Source organism: Streptomyces sp. NPDC051921 (assembly GCF_040680975.1).
In the GTDB taxonomy this organism is placed as follows: domain Bacteria; phylum Actinomycetota; class Actinomycetes; order Streptomycetales; family Streptomycetaceae; genus Streptomyces.
In genome coordinates this window covers 1-26751 of record NZ_JBFAXU010000035.1, presented here as the reverse complement: position 1 = coordinate 26751, position 26751 = coordinate 1, and the positions used below count along the sequence as shown (strand labels likewise).

Sequence of the window (26751 nt, the reverse complement as noted above, 5' to 3'; positions counted from 1 at the left end):
GTCGTCAGGCACGTCGTCCCAGGGCGGTCAGAGGTCGAAGGGCGGGTGGCAGAGCGGGCGGTCAGAGGTCGAAGGGCTGGGGCGGAGCCGGCCGGAGGGCGGAGGCAGACGCCTCGGGGGCCGAAGGGGCGGAGGCGTCGGACGTCGAGGGCGGTCAGAGGGCGTCGGCCGCGGTGCGCAGGTCGGCGACCAGTCCCGCGTACATCTCCTCCCGGTCCCGCGCGCGGAGGACGGCCGACGGATGTACGGTGGCGAGCACCCTCATGCCCTCGCCGACGTCGTCATGGTCGTCGTCCTCCCCGGCGTCCGGCCGCGGCAGCGGCCTCGGCACGCCCCGGTCGGTACCGACCCGGAACGACGGTCCGAGCAGCGCCCGCCCCGCCGTGGCGCCCAGGGTGACCACCAACTCGGGTGAGACCAGGCGCAGCTCCGCCAGGAGCCAGGGTCGGCAGGCGAGCGTCTCGCGCAGACTCGGCGCCTTGTGGATCCGGCGCTTCCGGGTCTCCTCCTGCGTGAACTTGAAGTGCTTCACGGCGTTCGTGACGTAGATGCCCTCCTCGTCGATCCCCGCCTCGCGCAGTGCGCGGGAGAGCAGGCGCCCCGCGGGTCCCACGAACGCCACTCCCTCACGGTCCTCCTGGTCCCCGGGCTGTTCGCCGACGAGCATGAGCCGCGCGTGCGGATCGCCGCGCCCGAACACGGTCCCGGTCGCGTCCCGGTGGAGGGGGCACCCGCGGCAGTCGGCGGCCGCCCGGCGGTGCGCGGGCAGCCCGCCGCGACGCGGCAGGAAGGGTGTGGCGTCGTACGGCTCGGGGCCGGCGCCGTTCGCGCGGCCTTCGTCCGCGGAGCCGCCGTCACGGGTGGCGTTCACGGGAGTACCTCTCGGGCGGGGACGGGGCTGGGGCGCGCCGACCGGGCGGGGACGGGGCCGCGGCGCGCCTACCGGGCGGAATGCCGCGGCGGGTCGCGCCAGGGACAGCGCCTCAGGGGCGCGGCGCCAGGACGCCGGCGTCGCCCACGCACACCGGCGCCCCTTCCGCCGGGGTCAGACGCGGGGCTCTTCGCCGGGGTCGGTGGGCAGCGGGCCGGGGTAGGGGCCGGGGCGCTCGGGTTCGCGCCGCTGGGTGTCATCCGCGTCCGGGCCCGTGCCGAGGGCGTCCCTGCCGGGGCTGTGGGCGGGGCGGAGCCGGCCGCGCCAGCTGCCGGTCGCGGCGTCGCGTTCCTCGATGAAGTGCTTGAACCGCATCAGGTCGCCCTGGACACGGCTCTCCAGGAAGCCCAGTGCGTCACCGGCCTTCTCGACCATGCCCTGGGGTTCGATGTCCATCGCCAGGCTCACGCGCGTGTGCGTCTCGTCGAGGCGCTGGAAGGTGACGACGCCCTTCTGTTTCACGTCGCCCCCGACCGTGCGCCAGGAGATCCGCTGGTCGGGGAGCTGGTCGACGATCTCGGTGTCGAATTCGCGGGTCACGCCCGCGACGCGGGTGTTCCAGTGGCAGTGCCGGTCGTCGAGCTGCCGTACCTGTTCCACACCGTCCATGAAGCGCGGGAACTCCTCGAACTGCGTCCACTGGTCGTAGACCGCGCGCAGCGGGGCCTCCACCCTGATCGTCTCCTGCACCATGCTCATGGTGTCCTCCTCGAACCGCGCCGGGTGGAATGGCTTGACGTATGCGGCTACCCCGTGGGACCGCGCTCACGCGCGGGGCGTCGGCCGGTCGTGCCGGTCGTGCCGGGCAAGCCGCTCCGGGTCGAGGACCACCCTCCATGGCGCCCCGAGGGCGCGCGGAGGTCTGCCGTTTCAGGCCGGTGCCGCTGGGCAGCCGCCGTGGACACGATGAGACCCCGAGGGAGCGACGCCGATGTCGACAGGAACGATTCTCGCCATCGTCATACCCGCTGTGGTGGTGCTCGCGTTGATCGTGCTGGCCATCGCCCTGGACCGGCGGCGCCGGAGTCGGTTGCGCGAACGGTTCGGGCCCGAGTACGACCGCACGGTCGACGACGCCGGAAGCAGGCGGGCCGCCGAGTACGATCTCGGTGCCCGTGAGAAGCGCCACGAGGCCCTGGACATCAAGCCGCTGTCGAGCGCCGCGAGAGAGGGTTACGCCCAGCGGTGGCGCGGTGTACAGGAGCAGTTCGTGGACCGCCCCGAAGGCGCCGTGCACGACGCCGACAGCCTGGTCACCTCGCTCATGCACGAGCGGGGCTACCCCACGGAGGGCTTCGAGCAGCAGTCGCGGGACCTCTCGGTCGAGCACGGCCGCACGCTGGAGCACTACCGGGCAGCGCACGAGATCAACACGCTCAGCTCCTCGCGGCAGGCCACCACCGAACAGTTGAGAGGGGCGATGGTGCACTACCGGGCCCTTTTCGACGAACTTCTCTCCGACGGGGAGGCGCCCGGTACCGGCCGGGCCTGACGAGGAGGGCGCGACATGCGTGAGCACGACACACCGGTGCGGTCCGGCCGCGGTGCGGACGCCCCGCCCGTGTATCCCGGTGAGAGCACCGGGATCGGCGGCGGCGAGCCCGGTGCCGGCGGCGAGACCGAGGCCGACTCCGGCATGGACATCGACAAGGGCTTCGGCGCGGACGGCGACACCGGCGCAGACAGCGACGCCCACGGCGACACCGGCGCCCGCACCGGGACCGGAGGACCCGACGTCGGGACCGGACTCGCCGTGGACACCGCGCGTACCGAGGACACTGCACGTGCTGAGGACACCGCGCGTACCGAGGACACTGCACGTACCGAGGACACTGCACGTACCGAGGACACTGCACGTACCGAGGACACTGCACGTACCGAGGACACCGCGCGTGCTGAGGACACCGCGCGTACCGAGGACACCGCGCGTGCCGAGGAGCCGAGCGCGGAGGGCGAGGCCCCGCGCCTGCTGGACCCCGAGGACGAGGAGGCGTTCCGCACCCGCTGGCGCGACATCCAGGGCCAATTCGTCGACGATCCCCGCGAGGCCGTGCACGCCGCCGACGCGCTCGTCACCGAGGTGATGCGGAAGCTCGCCGCCACCTTCGCCGACCGGAAGAAGGACCTGGAAGGACAGTGGAGCGAGGGCGAGGGCGTCGACACGGAGAGCCTGCGCATGGCGCTGCGCCAGTACCGCTCGTTCTTCCACCGCCTCCTCACCACCTGACCCACCCGACGGTGCCGGCTGCCGGAACACCACGGCGGCCGGCACCGTCGTGCGCCCGGCGTCCGAACGGAGAGCGCGGCGTCCGAACGGAGGGCCCGGCACGGAGAGCCCGGCACGGAGGGCCCGGCACGGAGAGCCCGGTCCCGGATCGTCCGTCCGCCCGTTTACGGACCCCCGGCCACGGTAAGCCGCCAGGGCATGACGCAGATCGGCTACACGATGATGACCGAACAGGCCGGCCCCAGGGCACTGGTCGAGCACGTAATCGAGGCCGAACGCGCGGGCTTCGACTTCTCCGTGATCTCGGACCATTCCTTTCCCTGGCTGGACTCCCAGGGGCACGCGCCGTACGCGTGGAGCGTGCTCGGCGCGGCCGCGCAGGCCACTTCCGACATCCCGCTGATGAGCTTCGTGACCTGCCCCACCTTCCGCTACCACCCGGTCGTGACCGCCCAGAAGGCGGCGACCGTCCAACTGCTCGCCCAAGGGCGCTTCCGGCTCGGGCTGGGGTCCGGGGAGAACCTCAACGAGCACGTCGTCGGCGAGGGGTGGCCCTCCGCGCACGTCCGCCTGGACATGCTGGAGGAGGCCGCGGAGATCATCCGCGCGCTCTTCGCCGGCGGGTACGTGACCTACCACGGGCGCCACTTCCAGGTCGACGACGCCCGGCTCTGGGACCTCCCGGACCCTCCGCCGCCGCTCGGGATCGCCGTGTCGGGCCCCCGCTCCTGCGAGCTCGCGGGCCGGCGCGCGGACCTGCTGATCGCCACGGAGCCCCGGCGGGAACTCGTCGAGGCCTTCGACCGGCACGGCGGGACCGGCAAACCCCGCGTCGGACAGCTCCCGGTCTGCTACGACACCGACCGCGAGGCGGCGGTGGCCCGGGCCCACGAGCAGTTCCGCTGGGCACTGGGCGGCTGGCGGCTCAACGCCGAACTGCCCCTGCCCACCGGATTCGCGCAGGCCACGCAGCACGTCAGGCCAGAGGACGTGGCGGACGCGGTGCCGTGCGGGGACGACGTCGAGGCCGTCGTGAAGGCCGCCCGACCCTACGCCGAGGCGGGCTTCACCGAGCTCGCCCTCGTCCAGATCGGCGGCGCGCACCAGTTGCCGTTCCTGCGCTGGGCCGAGAGCGAGCTGCTGCCCGCCCTCCGCGCGCTCTGACCCCGGGACGACGAGGCCGCGGCCATGGCCCGGCCGACGAGCGGCCTGGCCGCCAGTGCCCCTCCGGCCGCCGCCAGTGCCCCTCCGGCCGCCGGCAGAGCCCGTCCGGCCGCCGGCAGAACCGGTCCGGACCCGGCGGGGGTCCTAACGCCGGACGAGCGCGCGGGCCGCGCGGGCGATGTGCGTCCGGGAGATGCCGCACGCGTCGAGGAGCTCGGCGGTCGTGCCGGAGCCGGGAAGCTCCGTGACGGCCAGGTGGGCGAAGGCGGGGTGGCTGTCACCCATGGCGAGGGCCGACAGGACGGCCTCGCCGACACCGCCCTCGGGATGGTGGTCCTCGACGACGACGAGGGCGCCGGTGTCCGCGGCAGCCCGGGCGAGGGTATCGGTGTCGACGGGCTTCACGGAGTACAGGTCGACGACCCGGGCCCGTACCCCCTCGGCGGCCAGCTCGTCGGCGGCGGCCAGGCACTCGTGCAGGGTGACGCCGGCACCGACGAGGGTGACCTGGTCGTCCGCGCCGTGGCGCAGGGTCTTCGACCCGCCCACGGGGAAGGTCTCGTCCGCGGAGTAGAGGACCGGGTACGCCCCCCGGGTGGTGCGCAGGTAGGAGATCCCGTCGAGGTCGGCCATGGCCGCGGTCAGGGCGGCGGCGGAGGTCGCGTCGCCGGGGTAGAGCACCGTGGAGCCGAGGACGGCGCGCATCATGGCGAGGTCCTCCAGACCCATCTGGGAAGGTCCGTCGGCCCCGATCTCGACCCCGCTGTGCGTCCCGCACAGGGCCATCGTGATCCGCGAGACGGCGGCCATCCGGATGAAGTCGTGGGCGCGGGTGAGGAACGCGGCGAAGGTCGTCGCGTACGGACGGAAGCCGCGCACCGCCATCCCGACCGCGTCGGCGATCATCTGCTGCTCGGCGATGTACGTCTGGAAGTACCGGTCGGGGTAGGCCTTCCCGAACTCCTCGGCGTGGGTGGAGTTGCCGACCTCGGCGTCCAGCGCGACCACCTCGGGCCGGGCACCGAGAGCGGCCAGCGCACCGCCGAAGGCGACGCGAGTGGCCACCTTGTCGCCGACCTCGAAGCGGGGCAGCTCGACGGCCCCGGCCCGAGCGGCGGTCGCCGGGGCGGCGGCGGCCGGCCGGGGGCCGCGTACGCGCAGGTCGCGCACACCGCCCAGCTCGGCCACGGCACGCTCGGCCAGGTCCTCCGGCAGCGGCTTGCCGTGCCAGCCCTCCTTGTCCGCCACCTCCGCCACGCCCCGTCCCTTCACGGTCCTGGCGACGACCACGGTGGGCTCGCGCTGGTCGGCGGCGGTGGTCAGGGCCAGGTCGATCGCCGCGAGGTCGTGGCCGTCGACCACGATCGCCCGGCATCCGAAGGCCTCGACGCGACGGGCGTAGGCCTCGGTGTCCCATTCCAGCTCCGTGGGACCGCTCTGGCCGAGCCGGTTCACATCGATGAGGGCGGTGAAGTTGGCCAGCCGGTGGTGGCCGGCCTTGTCCAAGGCCTCCCACACGGATCCCTCGGCCGTCTCGCTGTCCCCGCACAGCACCCACACGCGGGAGGGCTGCTTCTCCAGGTCCCGGACCGCAAGCGCGATCCCGACGCCGTACGCGACGCCTTGGCCGAGTGATCCGGTGGCCAGGTCCACCCACGGCAGCTCGGGGGTGGGATGGCCCTGCAGGCGGTGACCGAAGCGGCGGTACGTCGTCATCAGCTCGTCGTCGCCGATCACGCCGGCGGCCTTGAACATCGCGTACAGCAGGGGCGACGCGTGCCCCTTGGAGAAGATCAGGTGGTCTCCCGCCGGGTCGTCGGGCGCCTCCCAGTCGTAGCGCAGATGGCGGGTCATCAGGACGGCCATCAGGTCGGCCGCGGACAGGCTGGAGGTGGGGTGCCCTGACCCCGCCGCCGTACTGGCGCGCACCGAGTCCACCCGCAGCTGCTGTGCGAGCTCGAAGACCTGCGAGAGGTCGCTGCCGGGGCCGAGCGTGGTGGTGGGCGGTGCGCTCATGGGGGAGTCCTTCGGTGCGAGGGCGAGGCGGGGCGGGTGAGGAGTACCCGGCCGTGGCACGCCGATCACGCCCCCTTCGGGGCATTGACCCCACCGGTGGCGCGCTCGGAGGTGCTCTTGACACCGCTTCTGCTCCGGGACGCGCGCATCATGCGCGGCGAGCTGACGGGCTCGACGGGAGTCCGCCGCCTCGCCTCCCCGGGCGTTCTACCGCGACGTGTCCGTCAGTCCCGTCACGCGTGCGACGTGGTGCAGGCTCGGTCCCGCCAGGACGGTGTGGAGCTGCTGGAACAGCCGGCGGGCGGGGACCGCGTCCCAGTCGGCCGGAAGGAGCTCGGTGGGCAGGCCCGGGTCCAGGTACGGCAGGCGGCGCCATTGCGTGAGCATCGGCACGTAGTGGCGGAACGCCTCGGCGTCCGTGGGCCCTTCCTGCCCCTCCGGCCGGCCGGTCAGCCGCTCCGCCACGGGCCCGTAGGTGTCGGCGAACTCCGCGTACTGCCTCTGCAGGGCCGGGAAGTCCCACCAGTCGCTGACCGTGTCGGCCAGTTCGCTGAAGGCCGCGTAGTCCGCCGCGAACAGGTGCACGTACGCGCTGAGCCCGAGCCGCTCCAGCATCGCGCGGGCGTCGTCGAGCACCCGGGCGGGGGCCAGCCACACGCCCGGCGCGATGTTGCCGAAGCCGAGCCAGGTCAGCCGGGTGCGCAACTGGTAGCGGTGCGAACGTTCCGACTCGGGTACGGAGAAGACCGCCATGGCCCAGCCGTCGGCGAGGGCCGCGGGCTCCAGGCTGCCGAAGATGCGCCGGTCGCCCTCGTCGAAGACGGGCACGACCGAGGGGCTGAGCCGGTAGCCCGTGGCGCCCCGGCGCTCGGGTTCCAGCACGCCCTTCTTCTTGAGCCGGGAGATCGCCGAGCGCACCGCCGGTCCGTCCACGTCCAGCTCGGACATCAGGGTGATCAGGTCGGCGATGGAGATCCAGCCGCCGAGGCGGCGCAGGAACGCACCGTAGACCGTGTTGATCAAAGAGCTGGGCCTGAGGGGGCTGTCCGACATGATCGCCTTCCGTTGTGCGCGGTCGCGATCATATCCAGCCCTCCTCAGGCCCCTCCGGACTTCGCGGGCTCTCCGGCTATCGGGCCGCGGACGGCCCCGCCTCGGCGAAAGCCCCGGAGAGCAGGTGGCCGGCCCCCGGTGCCACGGCCGGCAGGTCCAGCGCGCGCAGCATCTGGTGGGCCGTGCACACCGCCGCCGACACCACCGGCTTGCCGAGCAGCTGCTCGGCCTCCTCCAACGCCCCGAGGGACGGCATCTGCACGCACGCCGAGAGCACCACCGCGTCCGCGTCGGCATGGTCGAGCGCCCGGGCGAGACCGGGGAGCCGCGCCGGGTCGTGCGCGGCCACGTCGAGGTTGTCGGGGATCTCGAGGGCCGTGTAGTCCAGCACGTCGATCCCCTCCAGGGTGAGGTAGTCGACGACGGTCCGCGTCAGGGGCCGCATGTAGGGGGCGATCAGGGCGATCTTCTTCGCGCCGAGCGTCTGCAGGCCGTGGACCAGGGCGCCCGCGCTCGTGACGACCGGGGCCGGGGCCCCGTTCTCGGCGGTCCGGGTGTGCAGGCGCTCCTCGGACGCGCGGTGGTAGCCCGGGCCCATGCTCATGATGGCGACCAGGCAGGCATAGCCGAGGACGTCCACGCGGGCGTCGGAGAGCTCCACGGCGCACCGGTCGGAATCGGCGTCCATGGCCTTGAGCTGCTCGGTGGTCACATGGGTCATGCGCATCCGGCTGGAGTGGAACGTGAACCGCTCCGGGGCGACGCCCTCCCTCGCGCGAAGGATCGCCGGGATCTCGGTCTCCATCGTGACGTTGGAGCTCGGCACGATCTGGCCGATGCGGTACGTGCGTGAGGTGTCAGGTGAGGTGTGTGGGGACACGGGTGCTCCTGGGTACGGGCGACGACGGGCCTCAGCGGGCGTCGACGACGGGGTTGGACAGGGTGCCGATGTGCTCGACGGTGGCCTCGACCGTGTCGCCGGGGGAGAGGAACTCCGGCGGGACCATGCCCGCGCCGACTCCCGAGGGCGAGCCGGTGGCGATGACGTCTCCTGGTTCCAGTGTCATGCCGGAGCTGATGTCGGCGATGAGCGCGGCGATGGGGAAGAGCATGTGGCGCGTGTTGGACTTCTGCTTGGTCACGCCGTTGACGCGCAGCGACAGGTCCAGGTCCATCGGGTCGGGGATGTCGTCGGCGGTGACCACGGCCGGGCCGAAGGGCGCGTAGGAGTCCTGGCCCTTGGAGAAGAACCACTGGCCGGAGCGGCGCTGGTCGCGGGCGCTGATGTCGTTGACGATGCTGTAGCCGAAGACGTGGTCGTACGCCTCCTCCTCGCTGACGCGGAAGGCGGTGCGGCCGATCACCACCGCGAGCTCGCACTCCCAGTCGAGCTGGGTGGTCAGGTCGGCGTTGTGGAGGATCGGCGCGCCGGGGCCGGTGACGGCGGTGGCCGGCTTGCCGAAGAGCACCGGGCGCGGCGGGAGGCCCTTGTCCGTGTCGAGGCTGCGGCTCGACTCCTCCACGTGTTCCACGTAGTTGAGCCCGACGCCGATGATCTTGCCGGGACGCAGCGGTGCCCGCAGGGTGACCGCGTCGAGCCGGTGGGCCGCCCGGTCGGCGCCTCCGGCGGTGTGGCCGGTGATCAGCTCACGGGCGGCGGCCAGGGCGGCGGGGCCGGCCTGGACGAGCGAGAACAGGTCGGCGGGGAGGTCGACGCCCGCCCGGTCGGCGAGCGCCACGAGGTCGAGGACGCGGTCGCCGACCTGGGCGCCGAGCCGGTCGCCGGCGCCGGCGGTGTCGTCGGGGAGGGCGAAGGTCACCAGTCGCATGAGGGTTCCTTGGAGTGGGAGGGACCGGTGGAGTCCCGGAGGAAGAGCAGGAGGAGGGCCGGAGGAAGTACCGGAGGAAGTACCGGAGGAAGGGCCGGAGGAAGGGCCGGAGGGTCAGGAGACGGGCTGGTGGCCGCCGTTGTCGGCGTAGGCCTCTTCGCGGTGGAAACCGAGCGAGCGCATGACGGGGAAGTCGTCGAAGGAGAACAGGCAGGCGTCCTCGGAGTCGTCCAGGTTGCGGTGCTCGTGCCAGGCCCAGGACGGTACGCAGAAGATGTCGCCCTCCTGCCAGGCGAAGCGCTGTCCGGCGATCACCGAGACGCCCCGCCCCTTCGCGACGGTGTAGACGACCGAGCCGGTGTGGCGGTGGGCCCGGGTGGCCTGACCGGGCAGCAGGAGCTGCATGTGCGCGCCCATGGTCGGCATCACCGATCCGCCGGTGACCGGGTTGGTGTACTCCGCGATCACTCCGTCGTACGGGGATCCCTCGCCGGCCTTCGCCAGGTTCAGCAGCGCCTCGTAGGTGGGCTCCCAGGGGTAGGCCAGGAGGGGCGACCAGGGCCGGGTCCACTTCTCCGCCCCGTACGGCAGCAAGTGCGCGCCGTACGTCAGGACCGAGGAGTTGATGACCTTGCCGGGGGACTGGTAGAGCTCCGGATGGACCTCGTAGAAACCCGCGTCCAGCGCGTTGACCAGGGGGATGTCCAGTCCGTCCTGCCAGATGACGGGGCCGTCCTCGGCGTCGTTGCCGTGTTCGTGCCAGGTGCCGTTCGGGGTGATGGCGAAGTCACGGGGGCCGACCTTGAGCTTCTGGCCGTCCACGATCGTCCAGGCGCCCGTGCCCTCGTGGACGAAGCGCAGCGCGGCCGCCTGGTGGCGGTGGGCGGTCATCGCCTCGCCGGGGCCCATGATCTGCAGTCCGGTGTACAGCAGTCCGGCCGCGGCGCTGACGTCCCGGCGGCCGGGGTTGACGAGCATCACGACCCGTCGCCCGGCGTCGTCGGCCTTGACCAGGTCGAGCGCTTTGCGGACCAGGGGGCGCAGCTCGGCGTAACGCCACAGCACGGGAACCGACGCGGGCTGCGGGTACCAGGGCTCGATGTCGTTGGCGACGGTCCACAGCGCGCCCGCCTCCAGGGACTCCAACTCCGCGTAGTACGCGCTGAGTTCCGGAGTGTCGGTGACGTGGGCGCGGCCCGGCATGCTGTCGTCCTGCTGGGGGGTCATGCGTCCTCCTCTGTGGCGGGAGTCGTGGCGGGAGTCATGGCGGGAGTCATGGCGGGAGTGATGGCGTAGTGCTGCACGGGGAGCGGCGGGGCGGTGAAGGTCACCGGCGTGCGGGGCCGGTTGTCGACCTCGAGCCGGAAGACGTCGAAGCGGTTGTAGTGGCCGACGATGTCGTGCATCTGCTTGGGCTGGACGCAGCGGGCGAGGTCGATCTCGGCGTACACGATCCCCTCGTCGTCGACGAGCGGCTCGGTCACCGGCCGGCCGTCGGGGCCGAAGATCCCCGACAGGGCGCTGCGGGGGCGGGTGAACCGCTTGCGCAGCTCTACGTCGTCGCCGGCGAGGGCGTCGACGATCTCCGGTGAGACGGTGGAGCACGCCACGATCGAGAACACCTTGCCCTCGAAGCTGTGGGCGGCGGTACGCACCGCGATCGCCTCCGCCATGTCGTAGTCGGCGGGGGCCACCGGCAGGGCGATGTAGCAGGCGGCGTGGACGAGTTCGCCCTGGGCCAGCAGGGCGAAACGGGCCAGGGTGTTGGTGTTCTCGCCGCAGGCGAGGGCACCGAGCGGGCCGACGGGGGTGCGCAGGACCCGCAGGGAGCTGCCGTCGCCGTTGGTCCAGGTCAGCTTCTCCGCCCAGGTGGGCACCAGTTTGCGGTGCACGTTGAGGAGTTCGCCGTCGGACCCGATGGTGAGCAGCGTGTTGTAGAGGACGCCGAGGCTGTGCGGAGCGCGCTCGTTGACGCCGACCACGAGGACGACGCCGTACTGGCGGGCCGCGGCGCGCAGGGTGTCGACGTGCGGCCCCGGGACGTCGATCGAGGCGCGCTGCAGTCGGGCGAACCAGGGCGAACCGTCGACCGGGTTCATGGTCCAGTTCCAGTAGGGGTAACCGGGGACGAACGCCTCGGGGAAGACGACGAGACGGGCGCCGTTGCCGGCGGCCTCCGCGATCAGGGAGACCGCCTTGTCGACGGTGGCCGCGGGGTCGAGGTAGACGGGCGAGGCCTGGACGGCGGCCGCGGTGAAGCGGGGCAGGGCGCCGTCCGCCTCTTGCCGGTCGAGTGGCATGGAGACCTCCGGTCTCAGTGGGTCGACGCGGCCGCGGGGTGCGGCCGCTGCCAGCGCTGGTGCACGGGAGTGGCGGGTGCGCGCAGGAGTTCCAGGCGCGGGGGGACGCGGTCGGTCCTCGCCCCGGGCGGGCGGCCGCTGCCGGCCTTCCAGGACGCCGCCCAGGGCGCGGCCGGTCCGTGATAGCCCTGGGCCGCCGCGGCGTGCAGGGTCCACAGCGGGTCGTAGAGCTGTGCGCGGCCGACCGCGCACAGGTCGGCCCGGCCGGCCAGGAGGATCGAGTTCACGTCGTCGTACGTGGAGATCGCGCCGACCGCGATCACGGGGACGCCGGTGGCGTTGCGGATGAGGTCGGCGTACGGCGTCTGGTAGCTGCGCCCGTAGCGCGGGCGCTCGTGCGCCACCACCTCGCCGGTGGAGACGTCGATCGCGTCCGCGCCCGCTGCGGCGAGGGCGCGGGCGATCGCCACGGCCTCGTCCCCGGTCGTGCCGCCCTCGGCCCAGTCGGTCGCGGAGATGCGCACGAGGAGGGCCTTGCCGAGCGGCCACACCGCCCGTACCGCCTGCAGCACCTCCAGCGGGAAGCGCAGTCGGCCGGCCAGGTCGCCGCCGTACGGGTCGGTGCGCCGATTGGTCAGCGGGGAGAGGAATCCGGACATCAGGTGACCGTGGCCGTACTGGAGTTCCAGGGCGTCGAAGCCCGCCCGGTGGGCCCGTTCGGCGGCCCGGACGAACTCGCGGCGGATGCGGTCCAGGTCGGCGCGGGTCGCCCCGCGCGGTACCGCGCCGTCCGCGTCCCACGCGAGGGGGGAGCAGGCGACCAGGGGCCAGGCGTCGGCGCCGGTGAGCGGCGGCGACGTGCCGTCCGGGCGGGGGATCCGGGTGGCGGCCCGGCTCCCGGCGTGGGTGAGCTGGATGCCGATGCAGGTGTCCGACTGGGCGTGCACCAGGTCGGTGATGCGCCGCCAGGCGGCCTCCTGCTCGTCGGTGTACAGGCCGGGGCAGCCGGGGGTCGCCCGGCCGTCGGCGCCGACCGCGGTCATCCCGGCCAGCACGAGGCCGGCGCCACCCAGGGTCTGGGCGCCGAGATGGACCAGGTCGAAGTCGCCCGGGACCCCGTCCCTCGCCGTGTAGAGGGCCAGGGGCGGTACGACGACCCGGTTGCGCAGCCGCAGCCCGCCCAGCCGGAAGGGCCGGAACATCGGCGGCACGGCGGGCCGGGCGGGCCCGGCCGCGGCGGAGCTCGTGGCCGCGCCTCCGGAGCCTCCGGCGGGGCCGGTGGCCGGGCCCGCGGCCGGGTCCTCCTCGTGCCGGGAGAGCACGGCGGCGGTGAACCGCTCGTCGCGGACCCGGAGGTTGTCGTAGGTGACGCGACGGCTGCGGGTCAGCAGGTTGAAGGCGAACTGGTGCGGCTCCTGGCCCGTGTAGCGGCCGACGTCCTCGAACCATTCGAGGCTGGCCTGGGCCGCTCGCTGGGTGGACTCCACCACCGGCCTCCGCTCGCTCTCGTACGCCGCCAGCGCACCGGACACGTCGTCGTTCTCGTGCAGGCAGGCGGCCAGGGCGAGGGCGTCCTCCATGGCGAGCTTGGTGCCGGAGCCGATGGAGAAGTGGGCGGTGTGGGCCGCGTCTCCGAGCAGCACCACGTTGCCGTGCCGCCAGCTGCGGTTGCGGACCGTCGTGAAGCGGATCCACCGGGAGTTGTTGGGGATCAGCCGATGCCCGTCCAGGTGACGGGCGAGCAGCTCCTCACAGCGCCGGATGCTGTCCTCGTCACTGGCGCCGGGCGGCAGCCCGCGGGCGGCGGCGTCCTCGAACCGGGCGGCACGGGCGTCGAATCCCGCGCGCCGCCAGGCCTCCTCGTCCATCTCCACGACGAAGGTGGAGCGTGTCCCGTCGAAGGGGTAGGCGTGCACCTGGACGGTGCCGAAGTCGTGCTCGGAGACGATGAAGGTGAAGGCCTCCAGGACCTTGTCGGTGGCCAGCCACATGTAGCGGCAGTGCCGCTCGTCGAGGTCGGGGCCGAAGCTGTCGGCGTACGCGGTGCGGGTCGCCGACCGTACGCCGTCCGCGGCCACCACCAGGTCGTGGGAGGCGGCGAGTTCGCAGACCGGCGGGGCCGGCGTGCGGTAGCGGACGTCCACCCCGAGGGCGGCGCAGCGCTCCTGCAGGATCTGCAGCAGCCGCTTGCGGCCGATGGCGGCGAAGCCGTGGCCGCCGGAGGTGAGGACCTGCCCCTTGTAGTGGACGTCGATGTCCGACCAGCGGGCGAACTCCGCCGACATCGCGGTGTGCACCTCGGGGTCGGCCTGGGCGATGCCGTCGAGGGTCTCGTCCGAGAAGACCACGCCGAAACCGAAGGTGTCGTCCGGCGCGTTGCGCTCCCACACCGTGACCTCCCACCGCGGGGAGAGCTGCTTCGCGAGGGCCGCGAAGTAGAGCCCGCCGGGCCCTCCGCCGATGACCGCTACGCGCACGGCGCACCTCCCGCGGGGGCGAGGGGGAGGGAGAGGAGTTCCGGGGTCTGCGGGCCGGCCGTGCGCAGGAGCTCGCGTACGTCGTCGGGCCACGGCTCCGCCCCGGTGGCACGGGCGGCGGAATGGGCCACGACCATGCGCCCCGTGGCGGCGACGGCCTCCGACTCGCCGTGGACGGTGAAGTCGTAGTGCAGCGATGCCCGGCCTATCCGGCCGACCCGGAGTTCGGTGCGCACCCTCTCGCCGAACCACAGCCGGGCCCTGAAGTCCGCCTCGAAGTGCACGCGCGGGGTGCTGCCGAAGAGGTGGTCGAGGCCCAGGCCGCGCAGCAGTGCGGCCTCGGCCGCCTCGGCCCAGCGCACGACCGTGGAGAAGTGGTAGTGGCCGGCGGCGTCCGTGTCGCACCACTCGACGCGGCGTTCCACGGCGATGCTCGCCGGCCGGTCCGCGGCCAGCCGGCGCAGTTCGGCCCGCCGCAGCTTGCCGGTGCTGGTGCGGGGCAGCTCCGCGACGAACTCGACGGCGCGCGGGTACTTGTACGGCGCGATGACCGCCTTGACGTGGTCCTGGAGGGCCTTGGCGGTCTCCCGGCCCGCGGGCGCACCGGGGCGGAGCACGACGTACGCCTTGACCAGCATGCCGCGCGTCTCGTCCGGGACCCCGACGACTCCGCATTCCAGCACGTCGGGGTGGCCGCCCAGGGCCTTCTCGACCTCGGGCCCGGCGATGTTGTAGCCGGAGGAGACGATCATGTCGTCGCTGCGCGCGACGTACCAGAAGTAGCCGTCGGCGTCGCGGACGTAGGTGTCGCCGGTGAGGTTCCAGCCGTTCCGGACGTACGTCGTCTGGCGCGGGTCGGAGAGGTAGCGGCAGCCGGTGGGGCCGGTGACGGCGAGGAGGCCGGGCTGTCCGTCGGGTACCGGGTCGCCCTGCTCGTCCACGACCATGGCCCGGTAGCCCGGTACGGGCCGTCCGGTCGATCCGGGGCGGATGTCCTCGTCGGCGGCGGAGATGAACACGTGGAGCATCTCGGTGGCACCGATGCCGTCGATGATGCGCAGCCCGGTGGCGGCGTGGAACTCCTCCCACACCTCGGCGGGCAGCGGCTCCCCGGCGGACACGCAGCGGCGCAGCCCGGCGAGCCGGTCCGCTGCTCCTGCGGCCAGGATCGCCCGGTAGGCGGTGGGCGCGGTGAACAGCACAGTGACACCGAACTCGGCCACCAAGTCGGCCAGTTGGAGCGGTGTGGCCTGGTCGGCCAGCAGGGTCGAGGCTCCGACGGACAGAGGAAAGACGACCAGTCCGCCGAGCCCGAAGGTGAACGCGAGCGGCGGACTGCCGGCGAAGACGTCGTCCTGGCGCGGCTTGAGGACGTGCCGGGAGAAGGTGTCGGCGTTGGCCAGGACGTCCCGGTGGAAGTGCAGGGTGGCCTTGGGTCGGCCGGTCGTACCGGAGGTGAACGCGATCAGAGCGACGTCGTCGGCGGCCGTGGCCACGGTGGTGAACCGACCGTCCTTCGCCGCGCAGCGGGCGGTCAGGTCCGTGTCGGTGGGGCCGCCGAAGGTGAGGACGGGGAGCCCCGGGGTGTGGGCCCGGTCGAGCTCGTCGACGTGCCGGTGGTCGCACAGGGCGAGCGACGGGCGGCTGATGTCGTGCAGTTCGGCGAGTTCGGTGGCGCGCAGCAGCGGCATGGTGGTGACGGCGACGCAGCCCGCTTTGAGGACGCCGAACCAGGCGGCGACCAGCCACGGGGTGTTGGGGCCGCGCAGCAGGACGCGGTTGCCGGGCACCAGGCCGAAGTCCTCGGTCAGCACCTGCGCGACCTGGTCGGCGCGCAGCCGCAGTTCACCGTACGTCCACCGCTCGTCGGCGGTCAGCAGGCAGGGGCGGTCGCCGCCCCACCGCTCGACGGCTTCGTCGAGGAGGCGGGCGGCGCAGTTGAGCCGGTCCGGGTACTGCAACTCCGGTAGGTCGAAGTGCAGTTCGGGCCAGAGGTCGAAGGACGGAAGCCGGTCTCGGCAGAAGGAGTCCGCGTGCGCGGACGGGGAGAGCTCCATGGGGCGGCACCTCGATCTGGGGCAGCGGGGAGGATGGAGCAAGTATCTCGATAAAATGTCGAGCGTCAATGATGCGCGATAATTGAATCGGGTCGACACGTCAGGCGACCGGCACGCACACCCGCACGGCCTTGCCGAACTCGCGCGCGTGGACGCTGAGTCGGCCGCACGCCTCCGCGACGAGCAGGGCGACGATCGGCAGCCCGCGACCGCTCTCGGCCTCCGGGTCGATCTCCGCGAGTGCCGTGAGTGCCGTGAGCTCGGCCGGGGGTGGGGTCGGATCGCCGTCCTCGACCTCCAGGCGCACGCGCCCGCCGACGACGGCCACCGTGACGTGCAGTCGCTCGGTGACGGCCGCGGTGTGACGGACGGCGTTCCCGACCAGCTCGGCGACGGTCAGCAGGAGCGTGTCGCGGAGCTCGCCGGAGATGCCCCAGGCGGCGAGCGCGGAGCCGACGCGGGTGCGGATCAACGGGACGCACGCGGCGGTGGGCGGGGTGGTCCAGTGTGCGACGCGGGTGCCGGACGGGGTGACGCGGGCGCCGGGCGGGGTGGCGGGGGTGCCGGACGGGGGGGTGCGGGTGCCCGGCGGGGTGGCGGGGGTGCCGGAGGTGGAGGCGGGGGCGGGTCCCGGTACGGCGGAGGTGTCGGGCATGGCGGAAGTGGCGGCGGGTGCGGTGAGCATGGCGGGCTCCCGGGGGGTGCGGAACGGCTCTGATTGCTCGTGTCACGAGCGGTGGATGCGGCAGGCCGGCGACCTTGTGGTTCCGGGGAGCATCTCGCTAGAGTTCCTTGTTACACGTGTAACACGTTACGCACCCCGTGAGGGTCGACGCAAGCAAATTCGGACAAACGCTACGAATTTTCCGTTGGCTCCGCCCCGCCCCGCGAAAGGGCCGCAATGACGCAATCCCTCCCGGCCGAGCTCGACACGGGCTGGCCGCCCCCTCCCTTCCACGCTCCGGTCCCGCCCGTGGTGGCCGCGAACGGAGTGCGCCGCTTCGACGGAGTCACGTACGCGACCCGGCCGGGCTACCGGCCGCGGCTGCTCGACGTCCAGGTGCCCGCTGCGGAGGCCGCCCTCCCGGCCGTCGTGTGGATCCACGGCGGCGGCTGGCTTGAGGGCGACCGGCGCTACCCGCCGCCGACCGTCCCCGTCGAACTGCTGCACGGCACGGTCCTCGCGGCGGGCCTCGCACTGGTCTGCATCGACTACCGGCACAGCCTGGAGGCGCCCTTTCCGGCGCAGCTGCACGACGTGAAGGCCGCGATCCGCTACGTCCGCAGGTTCGCCGACACGTTCGGCATCGACCCGGACCGGATCGCCGTCTGGGGCGAGTCCGCCGGGGGCCACCTGGCGGCGCTCGCCGGGCTGACGGGGCCGCACAGCCCTGACGCCGCCGCTTTGGAGGGCGCCGAAGGCGTCGCCGAGGGCGAGACCTCGGTGCGCGCGGTCGTCGACTGGTACGGCGTCTCCGACCTGGCCGCGGCGCGCGAGCACCCCATGCCGCCGATGCCTCCGGGGGCCGGGTTCCCCGACCCGTACGACGCGCTGCTCGGCGGCACCGAAGAGGAGCGGCCCGCGCTGGCCCGCGCGGCGAGCCCGGTGACGTACGCGGTGGCGGGCGCAGCCCTTCCCCCGTTCCTGCTGATCCACGGCACGCGGGACGGGCTGGTCCCGTACGGCCAGAGCGAGGTGCTCGACGCGGCGCTGCGGAAGGCCGGCGGCGAGTCCACGCTGCGGCCGGTGGAGGGCGCCGACCACATCTTCCTGGGCGCACCGGACGTCACCCCGCTCGTCACCGCGAGCGTCGAGTTCCTCGCCCGTCACCTGAGAGCCTGAGGCGCGATGGCCGACAAGCCCGTCACCGCACCCGTTTCCGCACCCGTACGACGCCGGACCTCCGGCGTGCTGCCGCTCGGCCTGCTGCTGACCGGGGTCGCGGCCCTGGCGGCCGTCGTGGTCCACGCGGACGCCGAGCGCCCGCCGTTCCAGGCCCTCGACGAACGCTGGCTCGACCGGATGGGCGGCCCGCACCAGGGCTTCCTGGCCGGCGCCGCCGCCTTCCTGGACTGGTTCGGCGGCCCCCTGGGCGTGATCGTGCCCCTGGGGTTCCTGGCCTTCCTGCTGTTCCGAAGGCGCTGGTGGTCGGTGTGCTGCCTGCTCGTCACCTACCTCGGCACGAGCGCGCTGGTCGTCCAGGGCCTCAAACACCTGGTGGACCGGCCCCGCCCCGCGAACCCGCTGGTCCGGGTCGACCACGGCTCGTTCCCCTCCGGCCACGCGGCCGGGGCGGCGGTGCTCGTGGTCCTTGCCGGCGCCCTGCTGGTGCCCGTGGCCCGACGGAGGGCCTGGTGGTGCGCCGGCACGCTCTTCACCCTGGCCATGATGTGGAGCCGCACGTGGCTGCACGCGCACTGGCTGAGCGACACCGTCGTGGGCGCGGCGGCCGGGGCGGGTGCGGCGCTGGTGCTCTGGCGCGCCTTCATGCCCGTACTCGCCCGCGAGAGACGCGGTCCGACGGTGCGCGAGGGGGTGCCGCGGACCGAACCGTCCCTCGCCGCGAGCGGCTGAGGCGACGGAGCGGGGTAGGCCCCGGGAGGCTCGCTCTCCCGGGGCCTGCCCGCGTCATGGCCCTGGCGTCGTCACGACCTTGGCGTTGTCACGCTCTTGGCATCGTCGCGACCTTGGCGTCGTCACGGGCTTCGCGTCGCGGGGCGCGTACGCCGTCACCGCCCTCGCCTCGCCATGACCCCCGCGTCGTCACGGCCGTTCCGTCGTCGACGACTGCCGCCGTCGTGGTCCGCCGCCACGCCCGGGCGGGCTCGGGGCGTCAGGACGACTGCCGCGGCACCAGGACCGGTTCGACGCCCTTCACGTGCGGGGGAGTGTCCCCCGCTATCAGCGCGTGCAGGGCGTTCGCGACCTCGGCGGCCGCGGGAATGTCCAGCGCGACGCTGGTCAGCGGGGGCTGCTGGAACGCCGAGAGCACCAGGTCGTCACAGCCCACGACGGCCACGTCGTCCGGTACGGAGACGCCCTCGGCCTTCAGCGCGTGCATCAGCAGCGCGGCGTACTCGTCGTTGTACGCGAAGACCCCGTCCAGGTCCAGGTCCCTCCAGCGGCGTGCCAGTGCCGAGGCGGACTCACGGGTGTAGGCCAGGTCGAGCGGCGTGACCGTGGCCGGGTGCCGTGCCGCGACCTGCTCGGCGCCGGCGAGCCGCGGCCGGGCGAGCGTGTCGAGTCCCCGCTCCTGGGGGATGACCACACCGATCCGGCTGCGGCCCCTGGCGATGAGGTGCTCGGTGGCGACGGCGCCGACGGCGGCGTGGTCGAAGGCGATGGTGTGGACGCCGGCCACCGGGTGGGAGGCGAAGGCCAGCATGCCGCGGACGCCCGCGCGCCGCAGCACCTCGGCGGCCTGGGGGCCGAACCGGTCGCCGTCGAGGGCGAGGACCGCGGCCGGCCGGAGCTCGGCCCAGGCGCGGGCGGCCTCCAGCGGGTCGGCGAAGCGGCCGGCGTGCATGACGGCGGTGTAGCCGTGCCGCTCCAGCTCGCTGACCAGGTCGTCCACCCAGTCGCTCACCAGGCGGCCGACGGCCGAGACGGAGGTGGGCATCAGGACCAGGTTGCTGCGGCCCGCGCGGAGCGAGCGGGCGGCGGCGTTCGGCACGTAGCCGAGTTGGGCGGCCGCGGCCAGGACCTTGGCTCGGGTGCTCTCGCTCACCCGGTGGTTCTGGGTGTTGTTGAGCACGAACGACACGGTGGCGCGTGACACCCCTGCCAGCCGGGCCACGTCCGCGCTGGTGGCCGATGCGGGGACCGCCGTGTCCTTCGCCATGCGTGCTTCATCGCTCTCTGTAGCCCGTTGTCCGCTCTCCCTTGCAGGTTACACGAGTTAAGCCTTGCGGCGCGGAGTGTCCCCGGGTCGTCCCCGTGGCGCCACGGGGACGGAGGGGTACAGAAACTACCCGCGCGCGGCGAAGAGGCGGCGGGACGTTCCGGCGAGGTCCCCGACGGCACCGACGACGGAGTCGAACCGCATCGTGCTCCGCGTCTCCTGGCCGTACCGCTCCCAGGAGGGCAGTCCCGCGTGGTTGGGGTCGCCGGTGCGGACGAACGCGATCCAGGCCTCGTGCATGGCGCGCGCCAGGGCGTCCCGGACCCGGGGGTCCAGGCCCGCGAGGAAGGGGGCGTGCGACCACGCGTCGAAGTTGGCGAAGACGAAGGGGAGTTCCAGGCAGTGCGCCGCGCCGAGCCGGCCCTCGTACGCCGGGGTCGGCAGGTCGAACTGGTATGCCCAGACGGGGCGGCCGAGGGCGGCCCGGGCCTCGGCGAGCTCCAGGCACGGCACCCGGAAGAGCTCGTCGGAGATCAGGTCCATGAGCACGTCCGCCGGCCGCGCGCCCGGCCGCGACCGCTCGTAGGCGGCGTACGCCCCGGCCGCTCCGTCGTCGCCGAACGTGTCCGCCAGCCGGGCGACGACCTGTTCCCTGGTGGCGGCGGCGTGGGCCCCGTCCAGCGCGAAGCCGAAGTTGGCCTCCTCGCGGGTCCAGCCGATGAGGACGTCGACGTCGGCCGCGGCGCCGTGCAGCAGGGTCTCGGCCGGGTGGCGGCTCAGGGTGATGCCGTCGATGACGGGCAGGAAGGGCGTGGGCCAGTGGCCCCAGCGCACGGTCCTCGCGAACAGTCCGCCGCCCGCACCGATCAGTGACGGCCAGGGGAGACGGCGGAGCTGGTCGACGCTGTCCGCTCCGGCGATGCCGAGGTAGGCCTCGGTGCGCTCCTGGTACTCGGCGGGCGTCGGAAGGTGCAGGCCGAAGGGCGGGCTCTGCAGGATGACGCGTCGGAACAGCCCCCGGGCGTCGGGGTGGCCGGCGAGTGCGGCGGTCGAGACCGCGCCGCCGGACTGCCCGGCGACGGTGACGAGGTCCGGGTCGCCGCCGAAGGCCGCGATGTTCTCCTTCACCCAGCGCAGTGCCGCGAGCTGGTCCGTGAGCCAGAAGTTGCCGGCGGGATCGCCGTCCCTCTCGCCGGGATACAGGTAACCGAGCGCCCCGATGCGGTAGTTGACGGTCACCACCACCAGGTCGCCGTCGCGGGCGAAGGTCTCTCCGGAGTAGACGGGCAGCGAGCCGGAACCCGAGACGAAGCCGCCGCCGTGGATCCAGACCAGCACGGGGCGGGCCGCGCCGTCGGCCGCCGGGGTCCACACGTCGACGGTCAGGCAGTCGTCGTCGAACGGCGGTGCGCCGTGCCCGCCGAGGACGGGGTCCCCGCCCTCCACGTACATCTGCGGCGCGCTCGGACCGTCGACGGTCGCGTCCCGCACGCCCTCCCATCCCGGGTGCGGCCGGGCGGGCCGCCAGCGCAGGGCGCCGACCGGCGGCTCGGCGTACGGCACCGCCCGGAAGACGGACACACCCCCTTCGACCGCACCTTGGAGGCCGCCTCCCGACGGCAGCTCCACCCGTGCCGACTCCGGACCTTCGTTGACGCTCATGAGTGATCCTTGCCTGTGCGCCGATACCGTGGCGGCCGGCGACGAGGGTCGTGGCGTCCGTTCGACGCCTCTGGACATTCTTCGTACGAGAGGGCGGAGGTCACCACAGCCGGTCGTCGGCGGCGCGTTCCGCCTCCTCCCGCAGCAGCGGGGCGAAGCCGCGCCACAGCAGGAGGCAGGCACCGACACCGGCCAGCGCGCCGGCGACGGTGTCGCTGAGCCATTGGGCGTGCAGCCAGGTGCGGCTCCACATCATGGCGCCGACGTAGAGGGCGGCGACCGGCCACCACCAGCGGCGTGCCCGGGGCGGAAAGGCGACCACCCCGGCCGCGACCACCAGCGCCGCGGCCGTGAACACCTGCCCCGAGGGGTAGGAGCCGTCGTTCACCAGCACCCATGGATGGGGCGGGCGCGGACGGTCGACCAGCTGCTTCAGCGGCAGCACCACCAGGATGTTCGCGGCGACCCCGGCGGCGAAGGCGAACAGTCCCGAGCGCCACCGTCCGTACACGCACAGAGCGCCGGCGAGCGCGAGGGGCACGACCACGCCGATCGGGCCGCCGAGCCGGTCCAGGGTGAGGGCGAGGTCCGTCGCCGCGGCGCTGCGCGAGCCGCCCGCGGAGCGCTGCCAGGCGTCGTCGAGGCCCTGGAAGAAGGGAGGGCCGTCGCCCCGGAGGAGGACCCCGACCGCCGCCGCGAGGAACAGCAGGCCGCAGCCCCAGGGAACGGCGCCCCGGGGCGGCGGGGCGGGGAGGTGGTGTGCGGCCCGGCGGACGGGTCTTCGGCGCGGCTGGACCGGGGGTGATGCGCGCATGGCAGGCCTTTCACGGCGGCGCACGGGGGCGACGCGGGGGAGAGGTGGGGGCGGCGCGAGGCAGCATGGCGCACTCCTGTCGGTCGCCACAAGCCCTCCATATGTCAGGGCCCCCAAAACCGAGCACTCGCGTGGTTACACGTGATCTACCTGTTGAGTGGCAATTCGGGCCGGACCCTGGTGGAGCGGCCCCCGGGGGTGCTACACAGTCTCCCAGAGCGTGGCTAACACGTGTAACTCGAAGTGCTGAGGCGCCCACCGAGCGCCCCCACCCCTCTCCCGGTGCCCATCCCCCGCACCCGCCTCTCGCCTTCCTCTCCCGACCTCTCCCGACCTCCCGCTCCGTCCCCGAGGAGTCGACGTGACCACGAACGACGTCACCGAACCGCGGCCCGCCGCCGCACCCGACCGCACCCGCCCGCGCGGCCTGCTTCTCCTGCTCCTCGTCGCCAACGCAGCCATGCTCGCGGTCTACATGGGCGTCGGCTCCGTGCTGCTGCCCACCCAGATCGCGGCGATCGCCCCGGACGACAAGGTGGCGGTCCTGGGCCTGATCGGCGGCATCAGCTCCGTCTTCGCGACCGCCTGCAACCCCATCGCGGGAGCCCTGTCCGACCGGTCCGGCCGCAGGAGCCCCTGGATCCTCGGCGGCGCCCTCGCCTCGCTCGCCGGTCTGGCCTTCCTCGGCGGCGTCGACACCGCGCTGTTCGTCGGCATCGGCTGGTGCCTGGTGCAGGCGACGATGAACGTCTACCAGGCCGCGGTCACCGCGATCGTGCCCGACCGGGTCCCGGTCGCCAAGCGCGGCACCGCGTCCGCGCTCGTCGGCCTCGGCCTCCCGATCGGCGGGACCGTCGGTGTCCTCGTCGCCTCGCAGACCGCCGGCCGGCTGCAGACCGGCTACCTGCTCTTCGGCGTGATCATCGCGGCCTCGGCCGTGCTGCTGACCGCGTTCTGCCGCGACGTCCCGCGCGCCGCTCCCGCCCCGGCCGTGCCCGCCCGTACGCAGCTCGCCGCCTTCCTCTCCGCCCTGGCCCACCACGACTTCCGGTGGGCCTTCACCGGCCGGGCGCTGATGGTCCTCGGCTACTTCTCCGTCATCGGCTACCAGCTGTACATCCTCGGCGACCACATCGAGCTGCCGGCCGGGCTGACCCCGCCCGAGGCGATGGCCGTGCTGACCCCCGTGACCATGGTCGCCATGGCCGTGTCCACCATCGTCGGCGGCCTGCTGTCGGACCGCTGGGACCGTCGCAAGGTGTTCGTCGGGGTGTCGGCCGCCCTGGCCGGGCTCGTCATGGTGGTCCCCGTGGTCAGCCCGACCTGGAGCGGGATGATCGCCTTCAACGCCCTCAACGGGCTGGCGTTCGGCTGCTTCATGGCCGTGGACACCGCCCTGGTCACCCTCGTCCTGCCGCGGGCCGAGGACGCCGCCCGCGACATGGGCGTGCTCAACATCGCCAACGCCGGCCCGCAGATCGTCGCCCCGTTCGTCGCCTCGGCCGTCGTCACGGCCTTCGGTGGCTACACCCCGCTGTTCCTGGTCGGCGGCGCGCTCTCGTTGGTCGGGGCGCTCGCCATCCTGCCCATCCGCGGTGTCCGCTGACCGGTCGACCCCGCTGCCTCTCCCGCCGTCGATCCCTACCCGAGGAGCAACCTCCGTGAGACCCAGGAGACTTCTTTCGCTCGCCGCCCTGCTGCTGTGCACCCCCGGTCTCGCCGGAACCGCGCCGGCGGCAGCGGCACCGCACTCCGCCGCACCGCACCCAGCCGCACAGAGTCCGGTGCGACCGCAGGGCGCGGCGCCCCGCCCGCTGCGGATCCTGCTCACCAACGACGACGGCTACGACGCCCCCGGCATCCGTACGGCGTTCCAGCTGCTGACCGCCGCCGGTCACGACGTCACCATCGTCGCGCCGCTCACCAACCAGAGCGGTACGGGCACGAAGATGCTCAGCGGCACCAGCCTGGCGGTCAGGCATCCCGAGCCCAGGGTGTGGGCGGTGGACGGCACTCCGGGCGACTCCGTCGTCTTCGGCCTCTCCGAGGTGTACGCGGGCGCGGCCCCGGACCTGGTCGTCTCCGGCACGAACTTCGGGCCCAACGTGGCCGGGCTCGCGAACCACTCGGGCACCGTGGGAGGAGCGATCGCCGCCCTCGAGTACGGCGTGCCGGCCGTCGCCGTCAGCACGGGCGGCTTCGCAGCCCCCGACCCGGTCGCCACCGTCAACGCCATGCGCCCGACGGTGGAGTTCCTGGTCGGTCTGATCGACCGGCTGCGGTCCCGGGCGCGGTCCGGTCCCCTTCTGCCGGAGGGCGTCGGCCTCAACATCAACCATCCGGTGGTCGGCGCCGACGGCAAGGCCCCGGCCGAGGGCTCCGCCGTGACCTTCCAGGACCCGCAGCAGGCCCTCGTGCCCGACTTCACGGACACCGGCGACGGCACCTGGAAGGTGACCGTGCGCTTCGCGCCCCGGCCGCCGGCCAAGGGGGGCGACGTGGCGGCGGTCAGCGCCTCCAAGGTGGCCATCAGCCCCGTGTCCGCCGACTGGAACACCGGCCCCGCCGACTTCGCCGAGGTGAGCGCCCTCCTCGCCGGCCTGCGTCCCTGACGCACGCACCCACCCGCTCCCCGGAGGAACGATGAAGACGCATCGCCGCGCGGCGGCCTTACTGACCGCCGTGTCCGCCCTGATCATCACCACCTCGCTCGGCACGGCCACGCCGTCCGCCGCTCGCGAGCCGGTGTCCCGCCCCGTCGTCCACACCGCCCAGGGCGCCCTCGTCGGCCGAACCCACGACCGGGCCGAGGAGTTCTTGGGCGTGCCCTACGCGGCGCCCCCGGTCGGGGAGTCGCGCTTCCGGTCCCCGAGGGCACCGGTCGCGTGGCGCGCACCACGCGACGCGAGCGCCCAGGCGCCCGCGTGTCCGCAGTTCTCACCGTTCGGCCTGGGTGATCCGACGGCCGTCAGCGAGGACTGCCTCTACCTGGACGTCTACCGGCCGCGCGGTGCGCGCCCGGGGGCGCGGCTCCCGGTGATCCTCTGGATGCACGGTGGCGCGTACAGCCAGGGCACGGGCACCCAGTTCGGCGGGCGGACGATGGCCGACCTGACCGACAACATCGTCGTGAGCATCAACTACCGCCTGGGACAGCTCGGTTATCTGGCCCTGCCGGAGCTGACCCGGTCCGACCCGCTCGGCTCCGGATCGTTCGGCCTGATGGACCAGATCGCCGCGCTGAAGTGGACCCGGGTGAACATCGCCGGCTTCGGCGGCGACCCCGCGACCGTCACCATCGCCGGCCAGTCCGCGGGCAGCGGCTCGGTCTGCGCCCTCCTCGCCTCTCCGCTCGCCCGGGGTCTGTTCGGCCGGGCCGTGCTGCAGAGCGGTCCGTGCACACTGCTGCGGGCTCCCGACCGGGCGGGGGCCGAGGAGCAGGGCCGCGCCTACGCGGCGCGGCTGGGGTGCGCCGATCCGGCCGCCGTCGCCGCGTGCCTGCGCCGCGCCTCCGTCGGTGATCTGGTGGACGCGGCGGCCTCCTCGCCGGTGTCAGGGCCCGCCCACGGCGACGGGCTGCTGCCGCTGGAACCGGCCGTGGCCATCGCCTCGGGGGCCTGGAACAAGGTCCCGATCCTGATCGGCAGCACCAGGGCGGAGGCCCGTCTCTTCGTGGCCCTCACCCAGCCGCGACTGACCGCTCAGCAGTACACCGACCAGGTGCGGGCACAGTACGGGCCCGCGGCCGAGGAGGTCCTCGCGCGCTACCCGGTCACCGGATACGCGTCCCCCTACCTCGCGCTGTCGGCCGTACTCACGGACTCCACCTTCGCCTGCCACACGTACGCGACGGCTCGGCTCTTCGCCGAGCAAGTTCCCACGTACGCGTACGAGTTCGACGACCCGGACTCCCCGACCCTCCGCGGCGCCCAGGTCCCCGGCCTCGACCAGTCCAACGGGCACAGCGCCGAACTCGCCTATCTGCACGACTTCACCATGGGCGACCGGCCCCTGACGGCCCTTCAAGTCGCCCTGGCAGACCGCATGAAACGCCACTGGGGCGCCTTCGCCCGGACGGGTGACCCAGCCGTCCCCGGCCTGTCGCCGTGGCCGGCCGTCGGAACGCCGTACGTCTCGCTGACCCTCCACCCCACGGCCGGCGGCCCTTCGACGACGTTCGCCGCCGACCACCGGTGCGGCTTCTGGGCGGCCCCGAGGACGGCGGGCCCGACGCCCGCGCCCCGGCGCCTCCGCTGAGTCGTCACCGCAGGCGACCGGCGCAGCACCGCGCCGGTCGCCTCCCCCCGGTCGCCTCCCCCCCGGCGCCGAGATCGGTAGAGCACACGTGTGTACAACAGTGAACAAACCAGAAATATAGG

The 26751-nt window shown here is 73.4% G+C and carries 21 protein-coding genes and 2 pseudogenes; 8 read left to right on the top strand and 15 right to left on the bottom strand.

Annotated elements, in window-relative coordinates; translation table 11 throughout:
* Nucleotides 1-154: 154 nt before the first annotated feature.
* Complete coding sequence (locus AB0M16_RS33475) at nucleotides 155-871, bottom strand: UdgX family uracil-DNA binding protein (RefSeq protein WP_365349771.1); 717 nt, start codon at nucleotides 869-871, stop codon at nucleotides 155-157.
* Nucleotides 872-1045: 174 nt separating this feature from the next.
* Nucleotides 1046-1630, bottom strand: coding sequence for an SRPBCC family protein (locus AB0M16_RS33470; protein ID WP_365349769.1), 585 nt, complete (start codon nucleotides 1628-1630; stop codon nucleotides 1046-1048).
* A 232-nt stretch (nucleotides 1631-1862) separates the two neighbouring features.
* Between AB0M16_RS33470 and AB0M16_RS33465 the strand changes: the two genes are divergently transcribed.
* The 3 genes from AB0M16_RS33465 to AB0M16_RS33455 all read left to right on the top strand — a co-directional run bounded on the left by AB0M16_RS33465 (nucleotide 1863) and on the right by AB0M16_RS33455 (nucleotide 4322).
* Nucleotides 1863-2423 (top strand): hypothetical protein, encoded by a 561-nt coding sequence (locus AB0M16_RS33465; protein WP_365349767.1) that lies wholly within the window; start codon nucleotides 1863-1865, stop codon nucleotides 2421-2423.
* A gap of 15 nt (nucleotides 2424-2438) precedes the next feature.
* Complete coding sequence (locus tag AB0M16_RS33460) at nucleotides 2439-3158, top strand: hypothetical protein (protein WP_365349765.1); 720 nt, start codon at nucleotides 2439-2441, stop codon at nucleotides 3156-3158.
* A gap of 198 nt (nucleotides 3159-3356) precedes the next feature.
* Nucleotides 3357-4322, top strand: coding sequence for a TIGR03557 family F420-dependent LLM class oxidoreductase (locus AB0M16_RS33455; RefSeq protein ID WP_365349763.1), 966 nt, complete (start codon nucleotides 3357-3359; stop codon nucleotides 4320-4322).
* Nucleotides 4323-4466: 144 nt separating this feature from the next.
* Here AB0M16_RS33455 and AB0M16_RS33450 read toward each other — a convergent pair whose 3' ends face one another.
* The 10 genes and pseudogenes from AB0M16_RS33450 to AB0M16_RS33405 form a co-directional block, all read right to left on the bottom strand.
* A complete protein-coding gene (locus AB0M16_RS33450) occupies nucleotides 4467-6338 on the bottom strand; it encodes a transketolase (RefSeq protein ID WP_365349761.1) in 1872 nt (623 codons plus the stop codon).
* 207 nt (nucleotides 6339-6545) lie between these two features.
* On the bottom strand, nucleotides 6546-7391 hold the full coding sequence (locus AB0M16_RS33445; RefSeq protein WP_365349759.1) for a PaaX family transcriptional regulator C-terminal domain-containing protein: 846 nt from the start codon (nucleotides 7389-7391) through the stop codon (nucleotides 6546-6548).
* Between the two features lie 76 nt (nucleotides 7392-7467).
* Nucleotides 7468-8196, bottom strand: a complete 729-nt coding sequence (locus AB0M16_RS33440; RefSeq protein WP_365349849.1) for an Asp/Glu racemase — start codon at nucleotides 8194-8196, stop codon at nucleotides 7468-7470.
* A 106-nt stretch (nucleotides 8197-8302) separates the two neighbouring features.
* Nucleotides 8303-9220: a fumarylacetoacetate hydrolase family protein gene (locus AB0M16_RS33435; RefSeq protein WP_365349757.1), complete on the bottom strand. Its 918-nt coding sequence runs from the start codon at nucleotides 9218-9220 to the stop codon at nucleotides 8303-8305.
* Nucleotides 9221-9334: 114 nt separating this feature from the next.
* Nucleotides 9335-10447: a cupin domain-containing protein gene (locus AB0M16_RS33430; protein ID WP_365349755.1), complete on the bottom strand. Its 1113-nt coding sequence runs from the start codon at nucleotides 10445-10447 to the stop codon at nucleotides 9335-9337.
* The gene (locus AB0M16_RS33425) at nucleotides 10444-11520 is read right to left on the bottom strand and encodes a carbon-nitrogen hydrolase family protein (RefSeq protein ID WP_365349753.1); all 1077 of its coding nucleotides are present in this window, start codon (nucleotides 11518-11520) and stop codon (nucleotides 10444-10446) included. The genes AB0M16_RS33430 and AB0M16_RS33425 overlap by 4 nt, the downstream gene beginning before the upstream one ends.
* 14 nt (nucleotides 11521-11534) lie before the next feature.
* Nucleotides 11535-13997 (bottom strand): bifunctional salicylyl-CoA 5-hydroxylase/oxidoreductase, encoded by a 2463-nt coding sequence (locus AB0M16_RS33420; protein WP_365349751.1) that lies wholly within the window; start codon nucleotides 13995-13997, stop codon nucleotides 11535-11537.
* Nucleotides 13988-14371, bottom strand: a pseudogene (locus tag AB0M16_RS33415) (thioesterase family protein); the annotation flags it as partial. The gene AB0M16_RS33420 and the pseudogene AB0M16_RS33415, both read right to left, overlap by 10 nt.
* Nucleotides 14372-14455: 84 nt before the next feature.
* Nucleotides 14456-16054, bottom strand: a pseudogene (locus tag AB0M16_RS33410) (AMP-binding protein); the annotation flags it as partial.
* Nucleotides 16055-16154: 100 nt separating this feature from the next.
* Nucleotides 16155-16739 carry an ATP-binding protein gene (locus AB0M16_RS33405; protein WP_365349749.1) on the bottom strand — a complete coding sequence of 195 codons (585 nt, stop codon included), beginning with the start codon at nucleotides 16737-16739 and terminating at the stop codon, nucleotides 16155-16157.
* 216 nt (nucleotides 16740-16955) lie between these two features.
* On the opposite strand from AB0M16_RS33405, the gene AB0M16_RS33400 reads away from it, so the two are divergent.
* Together AB0M16_RS33400 and AB0M16_RS33395 are read left to right on the top strand one after the other, a co-directional pair.
* Nucleotides 16956-17897 carry an alpha/beta hydrolase gene (locus AB0M16_RS33400; RefSeq protein WP_365349747.1) on the top strand — a complete coding sequence of 314 codons (942 nt, stop codon included), beginning with the start codon at nucleotides 16956-16958 and terminating at the stop codon, nucleotides 17895-17897.
* 6 nt (nucleotides 17898-17903) lie between these two features.
* On the top strand, nucleotides 17904-18629 hold the full coding sequence (locus tag AB0M16_RS33395; RefSeq protein ID WP_365349745.1) for a phosphatase PAP2 family protein: 726 nt from the start codon (nucleotides 17904-17906) through the stop codon (nucleotides 18627-18629).
* 259 nt (nucleotides 18630-18888) lie between these two features.
* Here the strand turns inward: AB0M16_RS33395 and AB0M16_RS33390 are convergent, their stop codons facing one another.
* The 3 genes from AB0M16_RS33390 to AB0M16_RS33380 all read right to left on the bottom strand — a co-directional run bounded on the left by AB0M16_RS33390 (nucleotide 18889) and on the right by AB0M16_RS33380 (nucleotide 22372).
* On the bottom strand, nucleotides 18889-19896 hold the full coding sequence (locus AB0M16_RS33390; protein ID WP_365349743.1) for a LacI family DNA-binding transcriptional regulator: 1008 nt from the start codon (nucleotides 19894-19896) through the stop codon (nucleotides 18889-18891).
* Nucleotides 19897-20022: 126 nt separating this feature from the next.
* Complete coding sequence (locus AB0M16_RS33385) at nucleotides 20023-21558, bottom strand: carboxylesterase family protein (RefSeq protein ID WP_365349741.1); 1536 nt, start codon at nucleotides 21556-21558, stop codon at nucleotides 20023-20025.
* 100 nt (nucleotides 21559-21658) lie between these two features.
* The gene (locus AB0M16_RS33380) at nucleotides 21659-22372 is read right to left on the bottom strand and encodes a phosphatase PAP2 family protein (protein WP_365349739.1); all 714 of its coding nucleotides are present in this window, start codon (nucleotides 22370-22372) and stop codon (nucleotides 21659-21661) included.
* Nucleotides 22373-22733: 361 nt separating this feature from the next.
* On the opposite strand from AB0M16_RS33380, the gene AB0M16_RS33375 reads away from it, so the two are divergent.
* The 3 genes from AB0M16_RS33375 to AB0M16_RS33365 are packed head-to-tail and all read left to right on the top strand — an operon-like array spanning nucleotide 22734 to nucleotide 26629.
* Nucleotides 22734-23978 carry an MFS transporter gene (locus tag AB0M16_RS33375; protein ID WP_365349737.1) on the top strand — a complete coding sequence of 415 codons (1245 nt, stop codon included), beginning with the start codon at nucleotides 22734-22736 and terminating at the stop codon, nucleotides 23976-23978.
* A 55-nt stretch (nucleotides 23979-24033) separates the two neighbouring features.
* Entirely contained in the window at nucleotides 24034-24984 is a 951-nt protein-coding gene (locus AB0M16_RS33370; RefSeq protein WP_365349735.1) for a 5'/3'-nucleotidase SurE, read from the top strand.
* A gap of 31 nt (nucleotides 24985-25015) precedes the next feature.
* Nucleotides 25016-26629, top strand: coding sequence for a carboxylesterase family protein (locus AB0M16_RS33365; protein ID WP_365349733.1), 1614 nt, complete (start codon nucleotides 25016-25018; stop codon nucleotides 26627-26629).
* Nucleotides 26630-26751 lie beyond the last annotated feature (122 nt).

Excerpts from the sequence above, each read along its gene's own strand:
- AB0M16_RS33395 (WP_365349745.1), top strand. The coding sequence starts at position 17,904 with ATGGCCGACAAGCCCGTCACCGCACCCGTTTCCGCACCCGTACGACGC.
- AB0M16_RS33465 (WP_365349767.1), top strand. The coding sequence starts at position 1,863 with ATGTCGACAGGAACGATTCTCGCCATCGTCATACCCGCTGTGGTGGTG.
- AB0M16_RS33390 (WP_365349743.1), bottom strand. The coding sequence starts at position 19,896 with ATGGCGAAGGACACGGCGGTCCCCGCATCGGCCACCAGCGCGGACGTG.
- AB0M16_RS33440 (WP_365349849.1), bottom strand. The coding sequence starts at position 8,196 with ATGGAGACCGAGATCCCGGCGATCCTTCGCGCGAGGGAGGGCGTCGCC.
- AB0M16_RS33380 (WP_365349739.1), bottom strand. The coding sequence starts at position 22,372 with ATGCGCGCATCACCCCCGGTCCAGCCGCGCCGAAGACCCGTCCGCCGG.
- AB0M16_RS33435 (WP_365349757.1), bottom strand. The coding sequence starts at position 9,220 with ATGCGACTGGTGACCTTCGCCCTCCCCGACGACACCGCCGGCGCCGGC.
- AB0M16_RS33400 (WP_365349747.1), top strand. The coding sequence starts at position 16,956 with ATGACGCAATCCCTCCCGGCCGAGCTCGACACGGGCTGGCCGCCCCCT.
- AB0M16_RS33385 (WP_365349741.1), bottom strand. The coding sequence starts at position 21,558 with ATGAGCGTCAACGAAGGTCCGGAGTCGGCACGGGTGGAGCTGCCGTCG.
- AB0M16_RS33430 (WP_365349755.1), bottom strand. The coding sequence starts at position 10,447 with ATGACCCCCCAGCAGGACGACAGCATGCCGGGCCGCGCCCACGTCACC.
- AB0M16_RS33405 (WP_365349749.1), bottom strand. The coding sequence starts at position 16,739 with ATGCTCACCGCACCCGCCGCCACTTCCGCCATGCCCGACACCTCCGCC.
- AB0M16_RS33455 (WP_365349763.1), top strand. The coding sequence starts at position 3,357 with ATGACGCAGATCGGCTACACGATGATGACCGAACAGGCCGGCCCCAGG.
- AB0M16_RS33470 (WP_365349769.1), bottom strand. The coding sequence starts at position 1,630 with ATGAGCATGGTGCAGGAGACGATCAGGGTGGAGGCCCCGCTGCGCGCG.
- AB0M16_RS33450 (WP_365349761.1), bottom strand. The coding sequence starts at position 6,338 with ATGAGCGCACCGCCCACCACCACGCTCGGCCCCGGCAGCGACCTCTCG.
- AB0M16_RS33425 (WP_365349753.1), bottom strand. The coding sequence starts at position 11,520 with ATGCCACTCGACCGGCAAGAGGCGGACGGCGCCCTGCCCCGCTTCACC.
- AB0M16_RS33460 (WP_365349765.1), top strand. The coding sequence starts at position 2,439 with ATGCGTGAGCACGACACACCGGTGCGGTCCGGCCGCGGTGCGGACGCC.
- AB0M16_RS33365 (WP_365349733.1), top strand. The coding sequence starts at position 25,016 with ATGAAGACGCATCGCCGCGCGGCGGCCTTACTGACCGCCGTGTCCGCC.
- AB0M16_RS33445 (WP_365349759.1), bottom strand. The coding sequence starts at position 7,391 with ATGTCGGACAGCCCCCTCAGGCCCAGCTCTTTGATCAACACGGTCTAC.